The following is a 21,851-nucleotide window of genomic DNA, read 5'->3' as shown; positions in this document are numbered from 1 at the left end:
TGTCGGTGCGTGCCGGATCGAGGCGAGCCGGGCGAGCGCCCCATCCTATCCGCGCAGCACGCGCAGGATCCGCGGCGCGACGGCCACGGCGCCCGCCCCGACGAGGGCGGCGAGTGCGACGCGCACCCACGCAGCCGGCCCCTCCAGCGGCAGCACCGCACCCACGAGGGCGAGCGCGACACCGGCGAGCGCCACGACGGCCACCCGCGGCGGCCAGCGCAGCGGCGAGTGGGTCCGCGCGAACCACGTCGTCAGGGCCATGAGCACGACGTAGCCCACGGCCTTGGCGATCGCGACGCCGACGACCCCACCCGTCGCGCCCGACCGCGGCGCGAGCCAGAGCGCGACGAGGACGACGACCGCGAGCGCGATGAGCGCGGCCCAGGCGAGCCGGCCGGTGCGCTCGGCGTCGAGCACGGCGAGCGACGAGCCCTGGTAGAGCATGTACGACACCGACACGGTGCAGATGATCCCGAGCGCGCCGACCATGGCGACGTGGTCGAAGCCGGGGTCGGCCATGACGGCGACGAGCCACGGCCCGAGCAGCGCCACCCCCGCCGCGCCCGCCGCGACGACGGTCGTCAGGGCGGTGCCCGTGCGGGCCGTCCACGCCCAGCGGCGGTCGATGGGGTGCGAGAGCACGAGCGGCCCCCACGCGTTGAAGAGGGCGACGGCGAGCACGAACGGCATGTTCCCGAGCTGCAGCGCCACCTGGTAGCTGCCCGCCCCGGCCTCGCCGACGAGGACCCTGGCCAGCAGCACGTCCCCGGAGAGCAGGCCGAGCATCGCGGCCGCCTGCGGCAGGAGGGGCGTGGCCAGGCGGATGCCCGCCCTGACCCGCTCGCGCTCGACCGTGGGCGGCAGCGGACGGCCGAGGACGAGGGCGAGGACGGCAGCCAGCACGACGACGACGGCGTATGCCGTGAGGTACGTCCCCGCGGTCGGCTCGCCCCGCGCCGCCAGGAGTCCCGCGAGCTGTGCCCCGACGGTGGCGAGCACGGCGAGGGCGAGGAAGCCCCAGGGCTGGAGGCGCGCCCGCATCAGGGTCTGGCCGGCCACGACCGTCGTCAGGGCCACCGCGGCGACGACGAGCGGCACCCACTGTCGGAGGTCCGCGTGCCCGGTGGCGGAGAGCAGCAGGGCCAGCGCGAGGCCGACGACACCGAGCCCGAGGGCCAGCAGCACCATCGTCCCGGCCAGGGCCCGCGCGACCCGTGGGCCCTCGGCACCGCGGTGGTGCTCGCGGAGCACGACCTGCGGCAGTCCGGCGGCGGCGATGGTGCCGACCATCTGCACGACGACGAGACCTGTTGCGACGCGACCGAACTCGACGGCGCCGAGCACCCGGGTGGCGAAGGGCAGGACGAGGAGCACGCCGAGGCCCTGCACCGCCGTGCCGACGAGGTAGACCACCGAGTGCGCTCCGAGCGAGCCGCTCGCGGGGGCGGCGGTGGGCGCGGTGCCTTCGGGCGTGCTCGTCACAGGCTCGAAGGTACCGGTGCGGGGCGGGCCCACCGCTCAGCCACCCGCGTCGTGCCCGGCGACCTGAGCGGTGCGCGGCGCCGTCCTCTAGCCTGCAGGTGTGCCCAGCCCGTCTCCGTCGTCGATGCCCGTGGTCGTGCGCGGCTCCGGCTCCATCGGGCAGCGGCACGCGCGGGTCTTCCGGCAGGAGGGCGCCGACGTCGCGCTCTGGCCGGTCCGCGACCGCGGGCTCGGGTCGGGCGCCGTCGACGACGTCACCGGCGCGCGCCTGCTCGACGACGCGACGGGCCCGGGCGCCCTGCCGGGCGCGCTCGTCGTCGTCGCGACAGACACCGCCCGGCACGTCAGTGACACCGTCCTGGCGCTCGACGCCGGTGCGGCGTCGGTCCTCGTCGAGAAGCCCGTCGCCGGGTCGGCCGACGACGCGGCCGTGCTCCGCGCCCACCCGCGAGCCCAGGACATCTGGGTCGCCGCGCCGCTCCGGGCGCACGAGGCCTTCCGCCACCTGCGCCGGCTCGTCGGCCGCATCGACGGACCGGCCTCGGCCCACGTGCGCTCGCAGTCGTGGCTGCCGGACTGGCGGCCCGACCGCGACTACCGCGAGTCCTACTCCGCCCGTGGCGACGAGGGCGGTGTGCTGCGCGACATGGTCCACGAGATCGACTACGCCGGCGTGCTCTTCGGCCGCCCCGACCTCGTCGGCTCGTTCCTCGAGACGAGCGGTCCGCTCGACATCGAGGCCGAGCAGGCCGCCACGCTGCTCTGGACCACCCGCGACCGCTTCACCGTGACCGCGCGGCTCGACTACGTCACCCGCCCGACGTCGCGCGGGGTCGTCATCCACACCTCGGACGGCATCCTCGAGTGGGACGTCACGCGCGCGATGGTTCGGCACACGACCTCCGACGGCGAGGTGAGCGAGCAGGTCTTCGAGCACGACCTGGACCGCGACATCGTCATGGGCACCCAGGCGCGGGCGGCCCTCGACCTCAAACCGTGGTCCCCCGCGGCTCAGCGGATCGCCCGGGGAGCGCCGGCCACCCTGGGCGACGGCATCGACGCCGTCCGTCTCTGCGACGAGGCCAGGGCCCTGGCGTCGCAGGGCCCCCACCCCGACCCCGACACCGAGGACGGCTCGTGACCGACCACACCCCGCCCCGCGTCCTCGCGGTCATCCCGGCACGTGGCGGCTCGAAAGGCCTGCCCGGCAAGAACATCCGTCCGATGTGGGGCCTGCCCCTCATCGCCCACAGCATCCGTGCTGCGGCGATGACGCCGGAGGTCACCCGCTGCGTCGTGACGACCGACTCGGCCGAGATCGCCGAGGTCGTGCGCGCCCACGGTGGAGAAGCCCCGTTCCTGCGCCCGGCCGAGCTCGCGGCCGACGACACCCCCATGGCTCCGGTCGTGGGTCATGCCCTCGAGTGGGTCGAGAGCGACGAGGGCGGCTCCTACGACGCGGTGCTCCTCCTCGACCCGACGAGTCCCGCCCGGGTGCCGTCCCAGCTGGCCGAGGCCGTCCGACGCCTCGCCACGACGCCCGCCCTCGACGGCGTCATCAGCGTCTCCGAACCCACCTTCAACCCGGTGTGGGTGGGCGTGCGCCCCGACGGGTCCCGCGACGGCGCGCTCTCCCGCTACTTCGAGGCGGGCACGGGCGTCACCCGACGGCAGGACGTCGGCAGGTTCCTGCGGATCAACGGCAACTTCTACCTCTGGCGGGCCGACTTCGTGCGCCGCCTTGAGAGCTCGTGGTTCGACGAGGGCACCCACGAAGGGCTCGAGATCCCCGAGGCCCAGGCCTTCTCCATCGACGACGAGTACGAGTTCCGGCTCATCGAGGCCCTCATCGGCGCCGGGCTCATCACGCTGCCGTGGCTCGACGTCGCCGCCCCGATCGCCCAGACGGAGGACCCACGATGACGACCACGCCCACGACGGCGCTCACCGGACGCACGGCCGTCGTGACCGGGGGCGCCGGACCGCTCGGCCGCGTGCTCGCCGACGCCCTGGCGAGGGCGGGTGCCCGCGTCGTCGTCGTCGACCTCGACGAGGAGAGCTGCGCGGCAGCCGCCGCTGCGCTCCCCGGCAGCGACCATGTCCCCGTCGGCGCCGACCTTCTTGACCCGCAAGGGATCTCGCGCGTCGTCGACGTCGTCCGTGGACTCGGCGCCTGCGACGTCCTCGTCAACAACGCCGCGTTCACCGGCACCTCCGGCGTCCCCGGGTATGCCGTTCCCTTCGAGGAGCAGACCGACGACGCCTTCGCGATGGCGCTGGCCCTCAACCTCACGGCACCCTTCTCGCTGACCCGGCAGCTCGCACCCCTCCTTGCCGCCTCAGGTCACGGGAGCGTCGTCAACGTGTCGAGCATCTACGGTCTCGTCGGGCCCAACATGGGTCTCTACGAGGGCACCCGGATGGGCAACCCCGCGGCCTACGCGGCGAGCAAGGGAGGCATCGCCCAGCTGACGCGCTACCTCTCGACGGTGCTCGCGCCCGACGTGCGGGTCAACGCCTTCGCCCCCGGGGGCATCGCGCGCGGCCAGGACGAGTCGTTCGTCGAGCGCTACGAGCGGCTCACGCCGCTGGGCCGGATGGGCACCGAGGACGACTTCCGCGGCGTCGTCACGTGGCTCGCCTCGGACGCGTCCGCCTACGTCACCGGCCAGGTCGTCGCCGTCGACGGCGGCTGGACCGCCTGGTAGGCCACCCTTCCGTCCCGGATCGAGGTGATGCCGGCACCCACGTGGGTGCCGGCATCACCTCGAACGGCGGGTTCGGTGCGGGAGCGTCAGGCCGTGAGCTCGGGAGCGACGGTCTGCTCGAAGAGCTCGATGCCCGAGCGGTCGTAGGCGGCCTCCGCGAAGTAGGTGATGGCATACGTCATCCCGCGGGCCTCCATGTCCTTGAGCATCGTGACGATCTTGTCGGGCGTCCCCACGGCGGGCTGCTTGCGGAGGTCCTCGACGGCAGCGGCGGCCTTGTCGTCGGCCACGCCGCCCTTGCGGAGCAGCTCGCCGTAGAACTGGAGGCGGTCCTCGACGTCGGCGTCGGTCTCGCCGATGACGACGTTGTAGTTGGCCGAGCGAACGATCTCGCCGAAGTCGCGACCGCGGTCGTCGCAGTGGCCCTTGAGGATCGCGCTCTTGTGGTCGAAGCCCTCGGGGCTGCCGTCGAAGTTCGTGTAGTCGGCGTACTCCGCCGCGATCTTCAGCGTCACCTTCTCGCCGCCGCCGGCGATCCACATCGGGATGCCGTTGAGCGCGCTGCCCGGGTGGCTCGTGCCCTGCAGGGGACGGGGCGCGCAGAGGGCGCCGTCGACCTGGTAGTACTTCCCGTCGAGCGTCGCCGAGCCCTTCGTCCACATGTCGCGGAAGACCTGGACGCCTTCGCGGAGCGCGCCGAGGCGGTCGCCAGCCTTGGGGAAGCCGTAGCCGTAGGCGCGCCACTCGTGCTCGTACCAGCCGGCGCCGATGCCCATCTCGGTGCGGCCGCCGGAGATGACGTCGACGGTCGCGGCGACCTTGGCGAGGTAGGCGGGGTTGCGGTAGGCCATGCACGTGCACATCTGCCCGAGCCGCACCCGGCTCGTGGCGGCGCCGAAGCCCGCCATGAGCGACCACGCCTCGTGCGTGGCCTCGCCCGAGGGCTGCGGCACGGTGTGGAAGTGGTCGTAGACCCAGATGGACTCGAAGACGTCTCCGTCGTCGGCGTGCTTGGCGAGGTTGACCATGGCTTCCCACTGCTGGGCCGGCTCGATGCCGACGAGGTCCATACGCCAGCCCTGGGGAACGAACATTCCGAATCGCATCCCGCCATCCAACCACGGTCGGCTGGACCCCGTCGGGGCGCGATCCCGGCACGCCGACGTGTGAAGATGACGGGATGAGTCCGCACCACAACGACCCCGACGTCATCCGGGACCTGCTCCACACCCCGGCCACGTGGGCCGTCGTCGGTCTCGGTGACAACCCCGACCGCACCGCCTACCGCGTGTCCCTGTGGCTCCAGCGCGAGCTCGGCATCCGCCTCGTGCCGGTGCACCCGAGCGCGGCGACGGTGCACGGCGCGACGGGTTACGCGACGGTGGCCGACATCCCGGACGGCACCGTCGTCAAGGTCGTCGACTGCTTCGTCAACAGCGGCCGCGTCGGGCAGGTCGTCGACGAGGCGATCGCCGAGCGGGAGCGGCTCGGCATCGAGGCGCTGTGGCTGCAGCTCGGGGTCATCGACGACGAGGCCGCCGCTCGCGCGGAGGCGGCCGGACTCGCGGTCGTCATGGACACCTGCCCCAAGATCGAGTACCCGCGCATCCAGCCGGGGGACGGCGCCTCGGCCGTCACCGACTGACGCCACGATGGCGGCGGTCGTCCTCCACGAGCAGCGCTGGGGCGTGCCGAGCGGGCTGCCCTCCGTCCTGCTCGTGCACGCCACGGGCGACACGTCGGCGGACTGGGCCGACGTGGCGGCCGGTCTCGCCGTCGACCGCCTCGTCGTGGCCGTCGACCTGCGCGGGCACGGCGAGAGCCCCTGGCCCGGCAGCTATGCGCTGGCCGAGCTGGCCGAGGACGTCGTCATGGTGGCCGACTCCGTGGCGGCCGAGCAGGGCCGTCCGGTCGACGTCGTCGGCCACTCGCTGGGAGGCCTCGTCGCCTGCGTCCTCGCGAGCGGTCGCCCCGACCTCGTCCGGCGCCTCGTCCTCGAGGACGTGCCGGTCCCCCACCCTCGCGACCCCCGCCCGCCGGAGCGCCCCGACGGCGACCTCGCCGTCGACTGGGAGGCGGTGCTCCAGGTGCGCGCGCAGATCGACGAGCCGGACCCGGGGTGACCGCAGGTCGTCGCCGCTGTCACCGCCCCGACCCTCGTCGTCTGGGGCGGCCCGAGCAGCCCCATGCCGGCCGAGCACGCCGCCGAGATGGCCGAGACCGTCGCCGACGGTCGCCTCGTGCGCATCGACGCGGGGCACCTCGTCCACGCCCACCAGCCCGTCGTGTTCACGGCGGCCGTGCGCGGCTTCCTCGCGCCGCCGGGCTGACCGAGGGCGTATGCCGTCTGCCCGGTCCCTGGTCGCCCGTGGGAGCGGCGCCGGCTCAGTCGGTGAGGCCGCGGGCGACCTGCTCGCGCAGCGACGCTCCCTTGGCGTGCGCCTCGTCGCGCAGGTCGGCCTGGAAGGCGATCATGCGCTCGCGGACGTCGGCGGCGAGCTCGTCGGAGCCGGTGCCGACGATGCGCGCCGCCAGCAGGCCCGCGTTGCGGGCGCCGCCGATCGAGACGGTCGCGACCGGCACGCCGGCCGGCATCTGGACGATCGAGAGCAGCGAGTCCATGCCGTCGAGGTACTTCAGGGGCACCGGCACCCCGACGACCGGGAGCGGCGTCACCGACGCGAGCATCCCGGGCAGGTGCGCGGCTCCCCCGGCGCCGGCGACGACGACGCGGAGGCCGCGCCGGGCGGCGTCCTGGCCGTAGGCGATCATCTCGTCGGGCATCCGGTGGGCCGACACGACGTCGGCCTCGTAGGGGATCCCGAACTCCTCGAGCGCACGGGCTGCCTCGCGCATGACGGGCCAGTCGCTGTCGCTGCCCATGACGATGCCGACGACGGGCTCGGTGCTCTCGGTCATTCGGTGATCACTCCTCTGAGGTAGTCGGCCGCGTGCCCGGCGCGCTCGCGGGCGTCGTCCAGGTCGGCTCCACTGACGTTGACGTGCCCGATCTTGCGGCCGGGCCGCACGCCCTTGCCGTAGACGTGCACCTTGGCGCCGGGGTCGCGGGCCATGATGTGGCGGTACGCGGGGTAGAGGTGCTCGTAGTCGCCGCCGAGGACGTTGGCCATGACGGTCCACGGCGCCCGGGGGCGCGGGTCGCCGAGGGGCAGGTCGAGCACGGCACGCAGGTGCTGCTCGAACTGTCCGGTGACGGCTCCGTCCATCGACCAGTGACCGCTGTTGTGCGGACGCATCGCCAGCTCGTTGACGACGTAGGCCGACGTGCCGCCCGTGCCGGGGCGCACCTCGAACATCTCGACGGCGAGCACGCCCGTGACGCCGAGCTCGCCGGCGATGCGCAGTGCGGCCTCGGTGGCCACCGACGCGAGGTCCGGGTCGATCGCCGGGGCGGGGGCGAGCACCTCGGTGCAGACGCCGTCGGTCTGGACCGTCTCGACGACGGGCCACGCCGCGGCCTGGCCGGACGGGCTGCGGGCGATGAGGACGGCGAGCTCCCGCACGAAGTCGACCTTCTCCTCGAGGAGCAGGCCGTGCTCGAGCGGGCCGGGCTCGCCGATCCGCGAGATCCAGTCCGCGAGGTCGTCGGCCGAGGAGGCGACCGCCACGCCCTTGCCGTCGTAGCCGCCGCGCGGGGTCTTGGCGACGATCGGCCAGCCGACGTCGTCACCGAAGGCGGTGACCTCCTCGGCGGAGGTGGCACGCGCCCACCGGGGGCACGCGATCCCGAGGGCGGTGAGGCGCTCGCGCATCGCGAGCTTGTCCTGGGCGAAGTTGAGGGCGGCGCGCGTGGGGTGGATGGCCACCCCGTCGGCCTCGAGCGCCTCGAGGACGGCCGGCGGCACGTGCTCGTGGTCGAAGGTGACGACGTCGCAGTGCTGCGCGAAGGCGCGGACCGTCTCGAGGTCGGTGTGCTCACCGACCGGTGAGCTCGGCACGACGAGGGCCGCTGCCGCGGTGTCGCTCTCGGCAAGCACCGACAGCTGGACGCCCAGCTCGACGGCGGGGCCCTGCATCATGCGGGCGAGCTGTCCGCCGCCGACGACGCCGACGACGGGGAATCCTCCGGGGGCGCGCTTCGGCTGGGTCACGACGCCCAAGCGTAGTCGCCGTCAGCGGAGCGGGTCGTGGCGCCCCGGGACCGGTTCGGCGCACCAGTCCGCGTCGCTCGAGCCGGCGGCCTCGTCCCCCTCGTCGGAGAGCACCGCCTCGACGTGGCTGGGGTCGGCGAGGTCGGGGTGGTGGGCACGCACGGCAGCGAAGGTCCACAGCTTGTTGAGCACGAACGACACGGGCGTGACGACGGCGATGACGATGAGCTGCGCCCAGTAGAGCCGGGTGCGGAATCCCGTGGAGTCGTCGAAGACCGTCGGCGAGAGGTGGATCGGTGAGTCGAGGTGCATGAGGAGCGTCAGCAGCACGAGGCCGATGACCTGACCGAGCAGGCCCACGGCGAGGAACGGCCAGTACTCGTGCCACCAGCGGGCGTGCTTGGTCGTGCGGAAGGTCCACGTGCGGTTGAGCTGGAAGTTCCAGAGGTTCGCGACGAGGAAGGCGATGGTCGAGTAGACGTGGTACCAGCGGACGTTGAACTCCGTGCCCGGGACGCCGACGATCGCCTGGTCGAAGCTCGGCCCGAGCTTCTTGACGACGACGAGGGTGAGGAGGTTGACGAGCACGCCCGAGACGCCCACGGCCGCGAACCGGAGCAGCAGCAGCCAGTTGTGCCGGTGGCGCACGAACAGGAACTCATGCAGGCGCCTCACCGGGGCACCCTACCCCGGCAGACAGGGGGTCCCGTCGGCGTTCAGTCGGTCTCGGCCTCGGAGAGGAAGAGGGCGAAGCGCGCCGGCTGGGCCTGGACGAGGTCGAGGCGACCACCGTTGGACTCCGCGAGGTCGCGGGCGAGGGCCAGCCCGAGTCCGGTGCTGCCCCCGGCTCCGCTGCTGACCGAGCGCTCGAAGATGTGCGGGGCCATGGCGGCGGGCACGCCGTCGCCCTGGTCGCTGACCTCGACGATGACCGACGGGCCCGAACGACGTGCATGCACGTCGACGGTGCCCCGTCCGTGGACGAGGGAGTTCTCGAGGAGCGTCGAGAGCACCTGCGAGAGCGCGACTGGCGTCGACCGGACGAAGAGGCCGCGCTCGCCACGGACCCGCACCGAGCGGCGGGCCTGCTCGAAGGCGGGCTGCCACTCCCGCTGGAGGGCGGCGATGACGGAGTCCAGCGACACGGCCGGCGACGGCCCACCGGAGCCGCGGGTGCGACCGAGCAGGTCGTCGACGACGCGGGTCAGCCGCTCGACCTGGGCGATCGCGATCGTCGCCTCCTCCTTGACGACCGCGGCGTCGTCGGTCTCGGAGATCTCCTCGAGCCGCATGAGCAGGGCCGTGAGCGGGGTGCGCAACTGGTGCGAGGCGTCCGCGGCGAAGTCGCGCTCGGCCGCGAGCGACTTCGTCATGTCGTGGGCCCGACGGGTCATGACGCCCGACACGTGGTCGATCTCGTCGATGTCCGAGTGCACCGGCGTCAGGCGCGCCTCCCCCGCGGCGAAGCGGGTGGCGAGGTGGACGAGCTCCTGGGAGGACTGCTCGACGTGCGCCCGGGTGCCCAGGGTGGCGACGTAGGCCGCGCCACCGCTCAGCGCGCCGATCCCGAGCATGACGGCCCCGAACCGGGCGATCCCCACGGACGGGTCGGAGGCGATCCAGGCGGTGACGGTGCCGGGTTGCTGCGTCACGGCCCAGGCGACGACCGCCGTCGACAGCAGCACGACGAGCCCGGCGCACACGACGGCCACGACGAGCGCCATCCGGTCGAGCACCCGGCGCACGGTCAGTCGACCTGGGGGCGCTCGAAGCGGAAGCCGACGCCACGGACGGTGGCGATGTACTGCGGGGACGTCGCGTCGTCGCCGAGCTTCCGGCGCAGCACCGAGATGTGCATGTCGAGGGTCTTCGTCGACCCGAACCACGCGGTGTCCCAGATCTCGCGCATCAGCTGCTCGCGCGAGACGACCTTGCCCTGCTCACGCACGAGCACCCGCAGCAGGTCGAACTCCTTGGCCGTCAGCTGCAGCTCCTCGCCCTTGAACCAGGCGCGACGGCCGTCGGAGTCGATGCGGACCAGCTCACCGGACGGGACGGCCTCGGTGGGGGTGCGCCGCAGCAGGGCCCGCACCCGTGCGAGCAGCTCGGCGAGGCGGAACGGCTTGGTGACGTAGTCGTCGGCGCCGGCGTCGAGCCCCACGACCGTGTCGACCTCGTCGGCGCGGGCCGTGAGGATGAGGACGGGGATGGCGCGGCCCTCGGCCCGGATGCGGCGACACACCTCGAGCCCGTCGATCTTCGGCAGGCCGAGGTCGAGGAGCACGAGGTCGGGGTTCTCCTTGGCACCGTCGAGCGCAGCGACACCGTCCTCGCGCACGTCGACGTCGTAGCCTTCTCGCCGCAGCGCACGCGCCAACGGTTCGGAGATGGCTGGGTCGTCCTCCGCCAGGAGCACTCGGGTCATGTCACCGTCCTCAGGATCTGCCGGCCCGGGGGTGCACCGACCGTCGTGAGCCTATCGACAACCACCCGTTTTGCACCCTGACGCCCCTGCGACACGGCAGATGGGGCCTCAGCGACCGGGCCAGACCGGGCGCCGCTTCTCCGCGAAGGCGGCCACACCCTCGCGGCGGTCGCCCGAGAAGGCCGTCGCGCGCCAGCAGCCGTCCTCGATCTCCAGGCCCGCATCGAGACCCACGTCGGCGCCGAGACGCATGGCGCGCTTGGCGTTCCGCAGCCCGACGGGCGAGTTGGCCGCGATCGTCCGGGCCAGCTCCAGGGCCCGCTCACGTGCCGTCCCGGCAGCGACGACCTCGTCGACGGCGCCCAGCTCGAGGGCCTCGCGGGCCGGGAGACGCGCGGCCGTGAAGATGGCCCTGGCCGCCCGCGACCACCCGACCCGGCGCACGAGCAGCTGGGTGCCGCCCCCACCAGGGATGACCCCGACGCTCACCTCCGGCAGGCCGACGACGGCGCCGTCCCCCGCGACGACGAGGTCGCACGACAGGGCCAGCTCGAAGCCGCCCCCGAGCGCGAAGCCGTCGACGGCGGCGATGGCCGGCACCGGTAGGTCGAGGACTCCGGTGTAGGCCGCCCGGGCGACCGGGCGCTGCTCCATGAGGTCCGCGTCCGAGAAGCCGTTGCGCTCCTTGAGGTCGGCGCCGACGCAGAACGCCTTCGCGTGGCTCGAGGTCAGCACGACGCAGCGCACCGACTCGTCCGCCGCGACCCGGGCCGTGGCCGCAGCGATGGCGCGGGCCATCGCCGTTGACACGGCGTTCATCGCCTCGGGCCGGTCGAGGACGATCTCGGCGACGTGCGCGAGGTCCGGGTCCTCGAAGCGCTCGACGCGCACGAGGGTGGGCTCACCCGGCCCCGCGCTCGCGGTGGCGTCGGCTGCGGTCGGCGTTGACGGCATACGAAGGTCTCCTTCGGGGGTCACGCGTCGGTACGCGACGTGGCTCGGTGGGTGGTGTCGGGGAGCGGCTCGCCCGAGACGGAGCGGCGGCCGGCGGACGTCGCCCGGCGCAGCAGCGAGGGGGTCACGGGGCCGACCCCGCGCAGGATGCGGCGGCGCTGGCCGGTCAGCTCGAAGCCGGAGAGGCTCGCGAGCTCGCGCGCCATCGTCGCGTCGACCAGGACGCTCCCGGCCTGGGCCACGGCGGTCAGGCGCGAGGCGCGGTTGACCGTGGTGCCGAAGACGTCGCCGAGGCGGGAGATGATCGGTCCGCGCGCCATCCCGCACCGCACGTCGGGCAGCACGTCGTCGTCGGTCATCGTCTCGACGAGGTCGAGCGCGATGGCCGCTGCGGGCGCGGCGCCCATCGTCGTGAAGAGCACCTCGTCACCGACGGTCTTGATGAGACGGCCGCCGTGCGCGGTGATGACGTCGGCCGAGAGCGCCTCGAAGCGGGACACGAGCCGCGCGAGGTCGCGCTCGGACATCCGCCGGACGAGGGCCGTGAAGTTGACGAGGTCGGCGAAGCCCACCGAGCGCATCTTCGTCATGCCGTAGGACTCGGGGTCGGCGTCGGCGAGCATGCGCGCGACGGTGGCCGACAGGTGCCGGCGCCAGGCGTAGACGAGGAGAGGCTCGAGGCGGTCGGTGAGGACCGCGAGGCGCTTCGCCGTCTCGGTGGCGGTCTCGAGGCTCGGCACCGAGCGGGACTCGTGCTCGTCGTCGTCGGCCTCGTCGGCGAGGACCGCGCTCATGTGGTTCTCGACGGCCTCGGCGATGAGCTGGGACTGCCAGCCTGCGAGACGGTCGGCCGACCGGGCGAAGGCGCGGGTCATCGCGAGCGCCGTCGGCTCGTCGAGCAGCCCGTCCCGGACGATGCCCGCGACGGCGGCGAGCGCCTTCTGGTCGGCCTCGGTGAACAGCTCGTCGTCGGTGTCGACGACGGGGAAGCCCAGCGCGTGCCAGAACTTGCGTGCGGACAGCAGGGAGACCTCGGCGCCGCGGCTCACCTCGCGGCGGCGCAGTTCGAGCGGACGCCCCAGCAGCCGCTCCGTGTAGTCCTCGCTCACCCGCGCGACGGGCTCGGGGCTGTCGGCGCCCTGGGTGCCTCGGGTGCCCGGCTCGGTCATGGCCCGATCATGCCAGTCCACCGGCCGCGGGCCGGACGTGGACGACGTCACCGGCCGCGAAGGTCCGAACGCCGTGGTCGGTGCGCACGACGAGGGCGCCGTCGTCGTCGACGCCGACAGCGGTTCCCTCGACCGCGTCACCGGTCGGCAGGTGCACCCGCACCGTCAGCCCGATGGTCGAGCAGGCCGCGCGGTATGCCGTTCGCACCTCCGCTGCGCCGGACGCACCCGCCGCGTCGGTGCCGACTCCGGCTCCGGCCAGGACGGCCGTGAGCTCGTCGAGGTAGGCGACGAGGAGGTCCTCCCGGCTCACCCGGGCGCCGGCGAGCGCCAGGGACGTGGCCGTGTCGACGGGCAGCTCCTCCCGGGTCTGGTCGATGTTGACGCCGGTCCCGACGACGACCGTCTGACCGGAGCCGACGGTGACGAGCTCGCAGAGGATGCCGCTCAGCTTGCGGTCGCCGTCCTCGGCGAGGAGCACGTCGTTGGGCCACTTGAGCCGGGCCGTCAGCGCGGCGCCGGTCGCCTCGGTCACCCGGCGCACCGCTCGCGACAGCGCGAGGCCGGCGAGCAGCGGCATCCAACCCGCCTGGGCGGGGTCGGCGACCGGTACCGCGACGCTGACGGCGAGCGAGGCCCGGTCTGGCACCGTCCAGGCCCGGCCGAGGCGGCCGCGTCCTCCGGTCTGGTGGTCGGTGAGGACGACCCACCACAGTCCGCGGTCCTCGAGAGCCCGCGCGGCGGCATACGCCCCCGTCTGCCCCGCCGTCCCGGTCAGCAGCTCCCGCAGCCGGGTGTTCGTCGACCCCAGGGCCGGGTGGAACTCCACCTCGCGCCACGGCCGTCCGGACGTGACCAAGGCCGCACTCACAGTCTCGATGTCGAGCGAATCGCGCACGTCCACAAGGCTAGAGTGCCGAGCATGGCCACCGATCACGCCGTCGCAGAACAGCCGACCAGCACGTCGCCGGAGAGCGCCACACCACAGGCGGAGGCGGCCCCGGGGCCCGACCTCACGACCACCGCCGGCAAGCTCGCCGATCTCAAGCGGCGCGTCGCCGAGGTCGCCAACGCCGGCTCGGAGCGCGCGGTCGAGAAGCAGCACGCCCGCGGCAAGAAGACCGCCCGCGAGCGCATCGAGATGCTCCTCGACGAGGGGACCTTCATCGAGCTCGACAAGTACGCCCGGCACCGCAGCAACAACTTCGGCCAGGACAAGAACCGCCCCTACGGCGACGGCGTCGTCACCGGCTACGGCATGGTCGACGGCCGCCAGGTGGCGGTCTTCGCCCAGGACTTCACCGTCTTCGGCGGATCCCTCGGCGAGGTCTTCGGCGAGAAGATCGTCAAGGTCATGGACTTCGCCATGAAGATCGGCTGCCCCGTCGTCGGCCTCAACGACTCCGGCGGCGCCCGTATCCAGGAGGGCGTCGTCTCGCTCGGCCTCTACGGCGAGATCTTCTTCCGCAACGTCCGCGCCTCCGGCGTCATCCCCCAGATCTCCCTCGTCATGGGCCCGTGCGCGGGCGGGGCGGTCTACTCCCCCGCCATCACCGACTTCACCGTCATGGTCGACCAGACCTCGCACATGTTCATCACCGGCCCAGACGTCATCAAGACCGTCACGGGGGAGGACGTCGGCTTCGAGGAGCTCGGCGGCGCGCTGACGCACAACAGCAAGTCGGGCGTCGCGCACTACATGGGCACCGACGAGCAGGACGCCATCGACTACGTCAAGGCCCTCCTGTCCTACCTGCCGAGCAACAACCTCGAGACCCCGCCCTCGTACGGCGAGGGCGAGGCCGACCTGCCGGTCACCGACGACGACCGCTGGCTCGACACGTGCATCCCGGACTCGCCGAACGTCCCCTACGACATGAAGCAGGTCATCGAGCACCTCGTCGACGACGGCGAGTTCCTCGAGGTCCAGCCCCTCTTCGCGCCCAACATCCTCACCGGCTTCGCCCGCATCGACGGGATGTCGGTCGGCATCGTGGCCAACCAGCCGCTCCAGTTCGCGGGGTGCCTCGACATCCACGCGTCGGAGAAGGCCGCGCGGTTCGTGCGCACGTGCGACTGCTTCAACGTCCCGGTCCTGACGCTCGTCGACGTGCCGGGCTTCCTGCCCGGCACGAGCCAGGAGTGGGACGGCATCATCCGCCGCGGCGCGAAGCTGATCTACGCCTACGCCGAGGCCACGGTCCCCAAGATCACCGTCATCACGCGCAAGGCCTACGGCGGCGCCTACGACGTCATGGGCTCCAAGCACCTGGGCGCCGACATCAACCTCGCGTGGCCGACCGGGCAGATCGCCGTCATGGGCGCGCAGGGCGCCGTCAACATCCTCTACCGCAAGGAGCTCAAGCACACCGCGGAGCGGGGCGGCGACGTCGACGCACAGCGCCAAGAGCTCATCGCCCACTACGAGGAGACGCTCGCCAACCCGTACGTCGCGGCCGAGCGCGGCTACATCGACACCGTCATCAGCCCCTCCAACACGCGGATGAACGTCACGCGCGCCCTGCGGGCCCTGCAGAACAAGCGCGAGACGCTCCCGCCCAAGAAGCACGGGAACATCCCGCTGTGACCGATCCCACGACCCCCGAGGCCGCCGACGTCGCGCCCACGATCCGCATCTCGGGTCACCCCACCCCCGAGGAGGTCGCGGCGCTCGTCGCCGTGCTGTCCGCCCTCGGTGGGGACGAGCCCGCACCCGAGCACGCCCGCTCGGCGTGGTCCGACCCGTCATGGCGGCTCGTCGGGCCCTCGGCTCGCCACGGCGGGTGGCGCCGCACCGGTCTGCCGCGCTGACGCGAGACGCTTCGGTTGGCCGTCACCCGGCCTGCTGCCCTACGCTCGTTGCCCATGTCTGTCGAGTCGAGCCCCACCGTCCGGATCGCCGAGCGCTACTCCCTGCGTGAGCGCATCGCCGTCGGCGGCATGGGTGAGGTGCACCTCGCGACCGACGACCGCCTGGGCCGGCTCGTCGCCGTCAAGGTGCTCGCCGCTGGGTTCGCCGACTCCCCCGACTTCGTCGAGCGCTTCCGCCGTGAGGCCCTGACGGCCGCCGCGCTCTCCCACCCGAACATCGCCCAGGTCTACGACTACGGCGTCGACGGCGACTCCCACTTCATCGTCATGGAGTATGCCGAGGGCCAGGACCTCGCCCACGTGATCCGGGAGCACGGCCGGCTCACCCCCGGCGACGCGGTCCGCGTCGCCGAGCAGGTCTGCGCAGCGCTCGGCGCCGCCCACCGCGCCGGTGTCGTCCACCGTGACGTCAAGCCCGGCAACGTCATCATCCGTCCCGACGGCACCGTCAAGGTGACCGACTTCGGTATCGCCCGGGCGCTCGGGCAGGCGTCGCTCACCGATACCGGCACCGTGATGGGGACGGCCGCCTACGTCGCTCCCGAACAGGCCCGGGGCGAGGCCACGACGCCGTCGTCCGACCTCTACTCGCTCGGCATCCTGCTCTTCCAGATGCTGACCGGCTCGGTGCCCTTCGACGGCGACACCCCGGTCGCGATCGCGATGCGCCACCTCGACGAGCCGGTGCCGCTGCCCAGCTCGCGCGTCGCCGACCTGCCCGCGAACCTCGACGAGGTCGTCGTCCGCGCCACGGCCAAGTCACCGGCCGACCGCTACGCCGATGCCGACGCCATGGCTGCCGCGCTGGTCGGTCACGAGATGCGCGCCGACGCCGCCACCCGGGCCCTGCCGGCCGGCGAGGCGACCTCGGTGCTCGACCTCGGCGCCGGCGGCGCCAGCACGGCGATGATGCCGACCGTCGGTGTCCTCGCGGGCGGCGAGCGCACCGCCGTCCACCCGGCGCCCACGGCGTACGCCGATGCCACGGCCTCGGCCCGGCCCGTCCCTCGCGGGCCGGCCGTCACCCGACGCTCGAAAGCGGCGAGCCGCCGCCGGTCCGGCCCGAGCCCCGTCGTCTGGGTGCTCCTCGTCGCCGTCGTGGCACTCGTCGGGATCCTCGGCTACGTCCTGCTGTCGGGTTCGGATGCGCCGACGTCCGCCGCTCCCGGCACGCGCCCGTCGGCGACCTCCCAGAAGCCGACGCCCGCACCGTCCACGACCGCCCCGCCGTCCGACGGCAGCACCGTCCCCGGCGGCCTCGTCGGCCAGCAGCGCGACGCCGCGGTCAACGAGCTGATCGGGCTCGGTGTCAACGTGCGCTGGGTGCTCGTGCGCTCGACGCAGCCGGACGGCGCGGTCATGGGGAGCTACCCCGCCGAGGGGCAGCCCATGGCGAAGGGGCAGACCGTCGCGCTCGTCGTCAGCCGCGGACACGCCCCTGACCGGGTCAACTCCTCCTTCGTCGTGCCCGACGGTCTCGTCGGCACGAGCGCCAAGGACGCGGAGAAGTCCCTCGGCGGCGAGGACGTCCGCGTCACACGGGTCACCGTCCCGTCCGACGGCGACAGCGGTCAGGTCCTCGCGACCTGGCCGTCGGCGGGCGCCCAGACCGCCGACGGGATCGTCGTGCTCGTCGTGTCGGGCGATGCCAAGGGCGGCTCGTCCGACGGCGACGGCTGAGCCACCGGCCGGGGTCGCGAACCGGCGCCCACAATGCACTGGCACGTGACCGCGGGCTGGATTACGTTCGCCGGGTGACCGCCAACACCCAGACCGCGCGACCCCAGACCGACGTCGACCGCATCGCGGAGACCTACTTCGACGCGTCCGTCGCCCTCAGCCCCATCAACGCGACCTTCCTCGGCGTCCCCGGCGCCGAGGAGGAGCTCGACGACCTCTCCCCCGCCGGCAACGCCGCCGCCTCGGAGCTGCGCCGGACGACGCTGGCCCGGCTCGCCGCCGCGAGCCCGACCGACGACGTCGACCGGGTCACCGTCGACGCCATGACCGAGCGCCTCCGGCTCTCCGAGGACCGGTATGCCGCCGGGCTCGACGAGATGTCCCTCAACGTCCTCGCGTCCCCGCTCCAGGCCGTCCGCGACGTCTTCGACCTCATGCCGCAGGAGACCGAGGACCACTGGCGCACGTTCGCCGTCCGCCTCACGAAGATCCCGGCCGCGCTCGAGGGGTACCAGGAGTCGCTGCTCCTCGCCCGCGAGCGCGGACAGGTCTCTCCGCGCCGCCAGGTCGAGGCCTGCGCCGAGCAGTCGCGCGACCTCGTGGCGGACGACGGCTACTTCGCCAAGGTCGTGGCCGACGCGACCGTGGGTGACACGCCGCTCGCGGGCGAGGTCAGGGACCAGCTCGCGGAGGGCGCGAAGGTGGCCTCGGCGGCCTACGCCGACATCGCCGACTGGCTGGAGCGCGAGCTGCTGCCGCACGCCCCCGAGGCCGACGCCTGCGGCATCGAGCGCTACCGGCTCGAGTCGCGCTACTTCCTCGGCGCCACGGTCGACCTCGAGGAGACCTACCGCTGGGGCCAGCAGGAGGTGGCGAGCCTGCACGCCCAGATGAGCGAGATCGCCGAGGGCCTCGAGGCCGGGGCGAGCGTGCAGCGAGGGGTCGAGATCCTCGACGCCGACGACCGCTACGCCCTGCACGGCACCGACGCGCTCAAGGCCTGGATGCAGGAGCGGGCTGACGAGGTCATCGCCGACCTGACGGACGTCCACTTCGACATCCCCGAGCCGGTCCAGCGCATCGAGTGCATGATCGCCCCGACGCAGACCGGTGGCATCTACTACACCGGCCCGTCCGACGACTTCAGCCGGCCCGGCCGCATGTGGTGGTCGGTGCCCAAGGGCAACACCGAGTTCCGGACGTGGAACGAGCTGACGACCGTCTACCACGAGGGCGTTCCGGGCCACCACCTGCAGGTCGCGCAGACGGTCTACCGCTCCGAGCTGCTCAACAAGTGGCGTCGCCTCGAGGCGTGGACGTCCGGCCACGGTGAGGGCTGGGCCCTCTACGCCGAGCGGCTCATGGCCGAGCTCGGCTACATGGACGACCCGGGCAACCGAATGGGCTGGCTTGCGGGACAGTCCCTTCGGGCCGCGCGCGTCGTCATCGACATCGGCGTGCACTGCGGGTTCGACGCCCCCGAGGAGGTCGGTGGCGGCGCGTGGGACTACGACAAGGCGTGGACCTACCTGACCCGCTACGGCTTCATGGACGAGAAGATCCTGCGCTTCGAGCTCAACCGCTACCTCGGCTGGCCGGGCCAGGCGCCCAGCTACAAGATCGGCGAGCGCCTGTGGCTGCAGCTGCGCGACGAGGTCAAGCAGCGCGAGGGGGACGCGTTCGACCTCAAGGCCTTCCACCGCCGTGCCCTCGACATCGGCGGCGTGGGTCTCGACACCCTGCGCGGCGCGGTTCTGCAGGAGATCTGATGGACTCGGGAGGCCCCCGACCCCAGCGGTCGGGGGCCTCCTCCGTCCCGGGCACCGCTCCCCATGGTCACCGCGTCGGCGCGCACCTATGCTGACGTCGCGTCCGACGAGAGCGCGGACGCCGACACAGCTCATACAGGGGAGACAACAGTGTTCAGCCACCGCCTTGCGGTCGGCCGGGCCCGGGGGACGATCGCGCGCCGTGCTGCGCGCCGCCTCCTGACCGTGCTGACCGCCGCCACCGTCGCGCTCGGGGTGCTGCCACTGGCAGCCCCGGCCGCCAGCGCCGCCACCTACACCATCAAGGGTCGAGTCACCGGACTCAGCTCGACCGGCACCGTCGTCGGGGTGCCTGACGCAGGCGTCTGGGTCTACGACGCCAACTACGACGACGCCGGCACCATCGCCTACGCGTCGGACGGCACCTACACCGCGACCTTCTCGGCACCGGGGCCGTACCGCATCCAGGCCGGCTGCTGGGGCACGATGACGTGCGCCACCCAGTGGGGCATCGAGTGGTACGCGAACCAAGGCGCCTTCGACAGCGCCACACCCGTCACGGCCGGCACCACCGCGACGGTCGCCGACATCCGGCTCGACCGCCGTTCGACGATCAAGGGCACGGTGAAGAACACTTCGGGGCAGCCGATCACGGCCTCCGAGATCAGCATCTCGAAGTCGACCGGGGGCGACGTCGTCACGGCCAGGCCCGCAGCCGACGGCACCTTCACGCTGACCGGCGTCGAGGCCGGTCCGAGCAACCTCATGGCCGAGGACACCTCGGGCCAGAACCTCTACGAGAACGAGTCCTGGAACGGCACCGCGAGCACGCCCGACTACGTCGACTGGTCGGTGCCCGCGGGCGTGACGGTCACCGGCGTGAACTTCGTCCTCGACCCGTGGACCGGCGTCGTCGTCAAGGTCACCGACTCCGCGGGCAACCCCCTGCAGAACATCAACTGGGACCTGCTCGAGTACCGTCCCGCCGAGGGCGACTGGTTGGGCCAGCAGTACGGCCCCAAGCTCACCTCCGCAGGCGGCACCGTCGCCGTGGGCACCGAGGTCGGCACGACGTACAAGTTCTGCGTCTCGGACACGTGGTACGACAACTGGGCACCCGCGACCCGGTACCAGGACCGTTGCTGGGACGGGGCGACGACGGAGGCCACGGCCACCCCGTTCACCGTGACGACCGAGACACGGCGACGCGATCTCACGATCGTCCTCCCCGTCGCCGGCAAGGGCCTCACAGCCCGTGAGCCCTTCGTCAGCGGCACCCCCACCGTCGGCAGCACCCTCACGGTCGACCCGGGCACGTGGGCCCCCTCCGGCGTGGCTCTCACCTACGAGTGGATGAAGCCGAACGGCGCCGGCACCGGCTTCGTCGCGATCCCGGGTGCGACCGGTCGCACGTTCACCGTGACCAGCGACCTGCTGGGGACGTACGTCTTCGCCCGGGTCACCGGGACGCTGAGCGGCTACCGCAGCGCCCAGTACTACTCCAACGGCGTCGAGATCCGGTCGACGGCGCCGACGCTGGCGAGCCCGTTGACGATCACCGGATCGGGCGTCGCAGGCACGTCGCTCAACGCCTCGCACGGCGCCATCTCGCCTGCCGGCGACTGGTCGCCGAGCTACACCTGGGTCGTGGGGGGCGTGCCGCAGGACACCATGTGGGGCGGCCTGTCCCCCTTGGCCCTGACGAGCGCCATGGTGGGCCAGCGCATCACGCTGCGGATGAGCGCCTACCTCGACGGCGCGACGCTGCAGGTGAACGCCACCGGTCCGGTCGTGCTGGCCGGCACCGTCTCCGGCACGACACCGACGGTCACGGGCACGGCGAAGGTCGGCAGCACCCTCACCGCGGCCGCGGGCACGTGGGGCCCGACTCCAGTCACCCTCGCCTACCAGTGGTACCGCTCGGGCGTCGCGATCTCGGGTGCCACGGCGACCACGTATGCGTTGACCGCCAGCGACCTGGGGAAGGCGATGACCGTCAAGGTCACCGGCTCCAAGGCGAGCTACGCCTCGACGTCGAAGACGTCTGCGGCCACGACGGCCGTCGCCGCGGGCACGCTCACCGCCCCGACGCCGACGATCAGCGGCACCAAGGCCGTCGGCTACACCCTCACGGCGGTCCCCGGGACGTGGGGCCCGGCGCCGGTCACGCTGGCCTACCAGTGGTACCGCTCGGGCGTCGCGATCTCCGGCGCCACGGCGAGCACGTACAAGCTGACGGCCACCGACCAGACCAAAACGATGACCGTCAGGGTGACGGGCACGAAGCCCGGCTACACGACGGTCGCCCGTACGTCTGCGGCGACGACCGCGGTGCTCGGCTCGTTCACGGCGCCCACCCCGACCCTGTCGGGCACGCAGCGGGTCGGCTACACCCTGACGGCCAACCCCGGCACGTGGAGCCCGGCCCCGACGACCCTGACCTACCAGTGGTACCGGTCGGGCGCGGCGATCTCGGGGGCCACCGCGAAGACGTACAAGCTCACGAGCACCGACAAGGGCACGTACGTCAAGGTCCGCGTCACCGGCGCGAAGTCCGGCTACCTCACGAGGTCCGTCTACTCGACGCAGACGGCAGCCATCGGCTGACGCTCGGTCCCACGTGGGCGATCGACGGCGCTGCCTCCCCGGGGGCGGCGCCGTCGGCGTTCCCGACAGCGACC

General features: G+C 72.9%; 21 protein-coding genes. 11 read left to right on the top strand and 10 right to left on the bottom strand.

Annotated features, from left to right (window positions below; genetic code table 11):
* Positions 1–45: 45 nt before the first annotated feature.
* Positions 46–1,482 carry a lipopolysaccharide biosynthesis protein gene (locus ASH01_RS06500; RefSeq protein WP_056773233.1) on the bottom strand — a complete coding sequence of 479 codons (1,437 nt, stop codon included), beginning with the start codon at positions 1,480–1,482 and terminating at the stop codon, positions 46–48.
* A gap of 100 nt (positions 1,483–1,582) precedes the next feature.
* Here ASH01_RS06500 and ASH01_RS06495 point away from each other — a divergent pair, with 100 nt between their 5' ends.
* The 3 genes from ASH01_RS06495 to ASH01_RS06485 are packed head-to-tail and all read left to right on the top strand — an operon-like array spanning position 1,583 to position 4,190.
* Complete coding sequence (locus tag ASH01_RS06495; RefSeq protein ID WP_235509548.1) at positions 1,583–2,623, top strand: Gfo/Idh/MocA family protein; 1,041 nt, start codon at positions 1,583–1,585, stop codon at positions 2,621–2,623.
* Complete coding sequence (locus ASH01_RS06490; RefSeq protein WP_056773186.1) at positions 2,620–3,405, top strand: acylneuraminate cytidylyltransferase family protein; 786 nt, start codon at positions 2,620–2,622, stop codon at positions 3,403–3,405. The genes ASH01_RS06495 and ASH01_RS06490 overlap by 4 nt, the downstream gene beginning before the upstream one ends.
* The gene (locus ASH01_RS06485; RefSeq protein WP_056773184.1) at positions 3,402–4,190 is read left to right on the top strand and encodes an SDR family oxidoreductase; all 789 of its coding nucleotides are present in this window, start codon (positions 3,402–3,404) and stop codon (positions 4,188–4,190) included. Before ASH01_RS06490 ends, ASH01_RS06485 begins: the two co-directional genes overlap by 4 nt.
* 86 nt (positions 4,191–4,276) lie before the next feature.
* Here the strand turns inward: ASH01_RS06485 and ASH01_RS06480 are convergent, their stop codons facing one another.
* Positions 4,277–5,296, bottom strand: coding sequence for an LLM class F420-dependent oxidoreductase (locus tag ASH01_RS06480; RefSeq protein WP_056773183.1), 1,020 nt, complete (start codon positions 5,294–5,296; stop codon positions 4,277–4,279).
* Positions 5,297–5,370: 74 nt separating this feature from the next.
* Here ASH01_RS06480 and ASH01_RS06475 point away from each other — a divergent pair, with 74 nt between their 5' ends.
* The 3 genes from ASH01_RS06475 to ASH01_RS23345 all read left to right on the top strand — a co-directional run bounded on the left by ASH01_RS06475 (position 5,371) and on the right by ASH01_RS23345 (position 6,520).
* Positions 5,371–5,835: a CoA-binding protein gene (locus tag ASH01_RS06475; protein WP_056773179.1), complete on the top strand. Its 465-nt coding sequence runs from the start codon at positions 5,371–5,373 to the stop codon at positions 5,833–5,835.
* Positions 5,836–5,842: 7 nt separating this feature from the next.
* Complete coding sequence (locus ASH01_RS06470; protein ID WP_200961766.1) at positions 5,843–6,313, top strand: alpha/beta fold hydrolase; 471 nt, start codon at positions 5,843–5,845, stop codon at positions 6,311–6,313.
* A gap of 63 nt (positions 6,314–6,376) precedes the next feature.
* Positions 6,377–6,520, top strand: coding sequence for an alpha/beta fold hydrolase (locus tag ASH01_RS23345; RefSeq protein ID WP_200961765.1), 144 nt, complete (start codon positions 6,377–6,379; stop codon positions 6,518–6,520).
* Positions 6,521–6,575: 55 nt separating this feature from the next.
* Here ASH01_RS23345 and purE read toward each other — a convergent pair whose 3' ends face one another.
* The 8 genes from purE to ASH01_RS06430 all read right to left on the bottom strand — a co-directional run bounded on the left by purE (position 6,576) and on the right by ASH01_RS06430 (position 13,748).
* Complete coding sequence (purE, locus tag ASH01_RS06465; protein ID WP_056773176.1) at positions 6,576–7,109, bottom strand: 5-(carboxyamino)imidazole ribonucleotide mutase; 534 nt, start codon at positions 7,107–7,109, stop codon at positions 6,576–6,578.
* Positions 7,106–8,302 (bottom strand): 5-(carboxyamino)imidazole ribonucleotide synthase, encoded by a 1,197-nt coding sequence (locus ASH01_RS06460; RefSeq protein ID WP_056773171.1) that lies wholly within the window; start codon positions 8,300–8,302, stop codon positions 7,106–7,108. The genes purE and ASH01_RS06460 overlap by 4 nt, the downstream gene beginning before the upstream one ends.
* Before the next feature lie 21 nt (positions 8,303–8,323).
* Positions 8,324–8,977: a GtrA family protein gene (locus ASH01_RS06455; RefSeq protein WP_056773166.1), complete on the bottom strand. Its 654-nt coding sequence runs from the start codon at positions 8,975–8,977 to the stop codon at positions 8,324–8,326.
* Positions 8,978–9,018: 41 nt separating this feature from the next.
* Positions 9,019–10,047, bottom strand: a complete 1,029-nt coding sequence (locus ASH01_RS06450; protein WP_056773164.1) for a sensor histidine kinase — start codon at positions 10,045–10,047, stop codon at positions 9,019–9,021.
* 2 nt (positions 10,048–10,049) lie between these two features.
* On the bottom strand, positions 10,050–10,727 hold the full coding sequence (locus ASH01_RS06445) for a response regulator transcription factor (protein ID WP_056773162.1): 678 nt from the start codon (positions 10,725–10,727) through the stop codon (positions 10,050–10,052).
* Positions 10,728–10,835: 108 nt separating this feature from the next.
* Positions 10,836–11,681: an enoyl-CoA hydratase/isomerase family protein gene (locus ASH01_RS06440; protein WP_200961764.1), complete on the bottom strand. Its 846-nt coding sequence runs from the start codon at positions 11,679–11,681 to the stop codon at positions 10,836–10,838.
* A 20-nt stretch (positions 11,682–11,701) separates the two neighbouring features.
* Entirely contained in the window at positions 11,702–12,850 is a 1,149-nt protein-coding gene (locus tag ASH01_RS06435; protein WP_056773160.1) for an adenylate/guanylate cyclase domain-containing protein, read from the bottom strand.
* 7 nt (positions 12,851–12,857) lie between these two features.
* A complete protein-coding gene (locus tag ASH01_RS06430; protein WP_056773227.1) occupies positions 12,858–13,748 on the bottom strand; it encodes a biotin--[acetyl-CoA-carboxylase] ligase in 891 nt (296 codons plus the stop codon).
* 24 nt (positions 13,749–13,772) lie between these two features.
* Between ASH01_RS06430 and ASH01_RS06425 the strand changes: the two genes are divergently transcribed.
* From ASH01_RS06425 to ASH01_RS06405, 5 genes are all read left to right on the top strand, one after another.
* Complete coding sequence (locus ASH01_RS06425; RefSeq protein WP_056773224.1) at positions 13,773–15,437, top strand: acyl-CoA carboxylase subunit beta; 1,665 nt, start codon at positions 13,773–13,775, stop codon at positions 15,435–15,437.
* The gene (locus ASH01_RS06420; RefSeq protein ID WP_056773157.1) at positions 15,434–15,661 is read left to right on the top strand and encodes an acyl-CoA carboxylase subunit epsilon; all 228 of its coding nucleotides are present in this window, start codon (positions 15,434–15,436) and stop codon (positions 15,659–15,661) included. The genes ASH01_RS06425 and ASH01_RS06420 overlap by 4 nt, the downstream gene beginning before the upstream one ends.
* 54 nt (positions 15,662–15,715) lie before the next feature.
* The gene (gene pknB / locus ASH01_RS06415; protein ID WP_056773154.1) at positions 15,716–17,401 is read left to right on the top strand and encodes a Stk1 family PASTA domain-containing Ser/Thr kinase; all 1,686 of its coding nucleotides are present in this window, start codon (positions 15,716–15,718) and stop codon (positions 17,399–17,401) included.
* Positions 17,402–17,475: 74 nt separating this feature from the next.
* Positions 17,476–19,170 carry a DUF885 domain-containing protein gene (locus ASH01_RS06410; protein WP_056773151.1) on the top strand — a complete coding sequence of 565 codons (1,695 nt, stop codon included), beginning with the start codon at positions 17,476–17,478 and terminating at the stop codon, positions 19,168–19,170.
* 150 nt (positions 19,171–19,320) lie between these two features.
* Entirely contained in the window at positions 19,321–21,777 is a 2,457-nt protein-coding gene (locus tag ASH01_RS06405) for a carboxypeptidase regulatory-like domain-containing protein (RefSeq protein ID WP_056773148.1), read from the top strand.
* Positions 21,778–21,851 lie beyond the last annotated feature (74 nt).

It is taken from the genome of Terrabacter sp. Soil811, from assembly GCF_001429655.1.
In the GTDB taxonomy this organism is placed as follows: Bacteria; Actinomycetota; Actinomycetes; order Actinomycetales; family Dermatophilaceae; genus Terrabacter.
The sequence above is the reverse complement of the archived record's forward strand: the minus strand, read 5'-3'. Positions and strand labels throughout refer to the sequence as shown.